This is a genomic window from Yoonia sp. (assembly GCF_017854415.1).
In the GTDB taxonomy this organism is placed as follows: Bacteria; Pseudomonadota; Alphaproteobacteria; order Rhodobacterales; family Rhodobacteraceae; genus Yoonia.
In genome coordinates, this window is sequence record NZ_JAFMHR010000051.1 from 15,702 (window position 1) to 18,926 (window position 3,225).

Below are 3,225 nucleotides of genomic sequence, written 5' to 3' on the forward strand. Positions count from 1 at the left end.
CCGCTGATCCCACAACCGAACTTGATAGCTGGAAAGTCGGCGGCAAGATGTTTGCGTGTTTTGGCGACCGAATTGATGGTGTTTGCGTTAAGACGGATAGCACAGAGACCGCCGCGATGTTGATTGATGCAGGTGCCGCCACCAGAGCCCCCTATTTCCACAAAAGCTGGGTTCTGGTCAGCTTTGACAGCACCGAAGAAGAATTGCGGCATAGGATTGCTATGTCCTATGACATCATCTTTAAGGCGCTGCCAAAAAAGGTCAGGGAAAAAATCGCTCAGGCGTAACTGACGACTTCGAACTCGATCCCGTCAGCATCGTGAAAGTAGAACCGCTGACCGGGTTCATAGTTGGCGTGGCTGTGCGTGGCAAATCCCATCGCTTTCACCTTTGCCTCTACAACGTCAAGATCATCGACGACGACACCGAGATGGTTCAATCCCCCACGTGTTTGATAGCTTTCGTCAGCCTTTGGCACCGTTTGTTCAGGATCCATGCCAGAGTAGACCGCGATATAGCTATCATCGGACCCCACATGCACGGTGTAGCCTAAACCGTCTAGCACGGACCCTTCCCAGCGGGTGTGCCAACCGAACAGGTCGGACAACATTGCTGCGGTCTTTTTGGGATCTGCCACTGTGATATTCACATGCTCAAGATGTGCCATTGTTGAATTCTCCTATTTTCAATGTCTCTCGAATCTGTTGTCATTCCTCAAGTTAACTTGAGATCAAGGATTAATTTCATGCCCACTGGATTAGCTATTGGCGATCTATCCGCGCGCACCGGCCTGGCTGTTTCCGCTATCCGGTTCTACGAGACACATGACATCATCAAACCTGTCCGCAACGCAGGCGGTCATCGGCGCTATGGGCGCAGTGATATTCGGCGTTTATCGTTCGTAATGGCCGCCCAGAAACTAGGGTTTAGCCTGTCGGAAATCGCGCCTCATCTACGCGCCCTTCCTGATCACAAAGCCCCTTCAAAAGCCGATTGGACCCGGATCAGCCGCAGCTTTCGCCACGACATCGATGATCGGATTTCTGCCTTAGAGGATTTGCGCAACAAGCTTGATGGCTGCATCGGGTGTGGCTGCCTGAGCCTGAAATCTTGTGCGCTTTACAATCCCGCGGACCGCAAGGGCCAAGACGGCACAGGTCCGCGCAATTTGACCGCGATGCAGACTTGACTTCTTGTGCCTAAGATCGTTCCCATCCGCGCATGAAATTATCACATCGCATCACACATATCACCGGCGGCGGCTCTGACGGCTGGGACGTCTTTTACAAAGCCCGCAGGATGATTGCAGAGGGCAAGCCCGTGGTCGAATTGACCATCGGTGAACACGACATCGGCACCAGCCCCGCCATTTTAAACGCGATGCATGACGCGGCGATTGGCGGGCATACGGGTTATGCAATGGTTCCCGGCACTCTGGCACTGCGCGAAACCGTAGCGGCGCGCATTCAAGCGCGGACTGGCGTCGTGACGACTCCAGATAACATCCTGATTACGCCAGGCGGCCAAGCGGCCCTTTATGCGGCGCATACGGCTGTCTGTGACCCGGGTGATACAGCTGTCTACATCGACCCATACTATGCCACATACCCCGGTACGGTGCGCAGTGTCGGGGCGATCGCTAAAGCAATCGTGACGTCCCCCGATACGCAATTTCAACCAACTGCCGCCGCACTGCTAGAAGCCACCAAGGGTGCTACTTCATTATTGGTGAACTCACCCAATAACCCTACAGGCGCCGTCTATTCCGCAGACACCCTTCAGGCGATTTCTGACGCATGTATCGCCAACGATCTTTGGCTGATCTCGGACGAAGTGTATGACACCCAAGTTTGGGAAGGCACGCATATCAGCCCACGCAGCTTGCCTGGTATGGCGGAACGTACGCTGGTGGTCGGGTCTATGTCCAAAAGCCATGCGATGACAGGCAGTCGGGTTGGGTGGGTTTGCGGACCGCAGGACGCGATTGAGCAACTTTTGAACCTTGCGACCCATACGACTTACGGCGTTGCTGGCTTTGTGCAGGACGGTGCTGAATTCGCGCTGAACCAAGGGGATGCGATCGAAGAAGGCGTTGCCGCCCCGTTCCGCCGCCGCCGTGACCTGACGATGCAAGCGCTGGCGGGCCAGAACATTGTACGTGCCGTGCCCGCACAAGGGGCGATGTATGTGATGTTGGATATTCGTGCGACGGGCATGGATGGCGAAAGCTTTGCCAACGCATTGCTGGATGAAGAACTGATCGCAGTGATGCCGGGCGAAAGCTTTGGCCAAGCCGCGGCTGGCCATCTACGTGTTGCGATGACGATTGACGACGCGCGCTACATCGATGCTTTGGAACGACTAATCGCATTTGCGCACCGCAAAGCGGCTTAGGGCGTTGCTATCTGCCCGCCCGTAACCGGTACAGGCACACCTGTTGTTTGCGGGCTTGAGAGTGGCAACCCGCGCGCCACGCGCACCGCGAGATAGGCAAAGGCTTGTGCCTCGAGCATGTCACCGTCAAGACCGACGTCCTCGACAGGTTTCACGGGGCAAGCCAGCGCTTTGGCTAACCCTTTCATCAGTGTTGTATTATGCCGCCCGCCGCCTGTGACCAAAAGCTGAGCAGGCGGATTTGGGCAAAGCGATATCGCCAATGCCACACTTTCAATGACCGCTTGGGCCAGCGTCGCTAATGCGTCTGCATCACTCAGTCCTACCACGTCATTGGTCAATTCTGCAAAGGCATCACGGTCAAGCGATTTTGGGGCCTGCCGCGCGAAATAGGGATGCGCCAAGAACCGACCCAGCACGGCGCTATCAACCGTACCGGTTGACGCCAATGCGCCCCCCTTGTCATAGCCTACGCCGCGCCGCTTCATCATCAAGTCATTCATCGGGGCATTGGCGGGTCCTGTATCAAACGCCAACAATGCGTTCGGATCCGTAGGATCAACACAAGCAGGATCAATCCAAGTGATGTTCCCCACACCGCCAAGGTTTAGAAATGCCAGCGGCGCATCGGCATTGAGCCACTTCGCCAATGCAAAGTGGTAGAACGGCGCAAGTGGCGCGCCCTGCCCGCCCTGCGCCACATCATGTGTGCGAAAATCCCATGCAACCGGATAACCCAAGGCTTGCGCCAAGCGCGCCCCGTCACCGCATTGGTGCGTGCGGTGTCCTGCAGGATCATGGGCAAGGGTCTGACCGTGGAAACCCGCAATA

Annotated in this window: 5 protein-coding genes; 3 read left to right on the forward strand and 2 right to left on the reverse strand. The window is 56.1% G+C overall.

Annotated features, from left to right (window positions below):
- The coding region (locus QZ197_RS07670) for an MmcQ/YjbR family DNA-binding protein (RefSeq protein WP_296431300.1) at window positions 1–287 on the forward strand (287 nt) is incomplete at its 5' end.
- On the opposite strand, the gene QZ197_RS07675 is transcribed toward QZ197_RS07670, so the two are convergent.
- Window positions 278–667: a VOC family protein gene (locus QZ197_RS07675; protein WP_296431301.1), complete on the reverse strand. Its 390-nt coding sequence runs from the start codon at window positions 665–667 to the stop codon at window positions 278–280. The genes QZ197_RS07670 and QZ197_RS07675 overlap by 10 nt on opposite strands.
- A gap of 78 nt (window positions 668–745) precedes the next feature.
- Between QZ197_RS07675 and soxR the strand changes: the two genes are divergently transcribed.
- Window positions 746–1,189: a redox-sensitive transcriptional activator SoxR gene (gene soxR / locus QZ197_RS07680; RefSeq protein ID WP_296431308.1), complete on the forward strand. Its 444-nt coding sequence runs from the start codon at window positions 746–748 to the stop codon at window positions 1,187–1,189.
- A 32-nt stretch (window positions 1,190–1,221) separates the two neighbouring features.
- On the forward strand, window positions 1,222–2,394 hold the full coding sequence (locus QZ197_RS07685) for an aminotransferase class I/II-fold pyridoxal phosphate-dependent enzyme (RefSeq protein ID WP_296431309.1): 1,173 nt from the start codon (window positions 1,222–1,224) through the stop codon (window positions 2,392–2,394).
- Here the strand turns inward: QZ197_RS07685 and QZ197_RS07690 are convergent.
- Window positions 2,391–3,225, reverse strand: an 835-nt coding sequence (locus QZ197_RS07690; protein ID WP_296431310.1) for an anhydro-N-acetylmuramic acid kinase, incomplete at its 5' end; no start/stop codon positions are given. The genes QZ197_RS07685 and QZ197_RS07690 overlap by 4 nt on opposite strands.

Coding starts and splice junctions, on each gene's coding strand:
- QZ197_RS07675 (WP_296431301.1), bottom strand. CDS start 667: ATGGCACATCTTGAGCATGTGAATATCACAGTGGCAGATCCCAAAAAG.
- soxR (WP_296431308.1), top strand. CDS start 746: ATGCCCACTGGATTAGCTATTGGCGATCTATCCGCGCGCACCGGCCTG.
- QZ197_RS07685 (WP_296431309.1), top strand. CDS start 1,222: ATGAAATTATCACATCGCATCACACATATCACCGGCGGCGGCTCTGAC.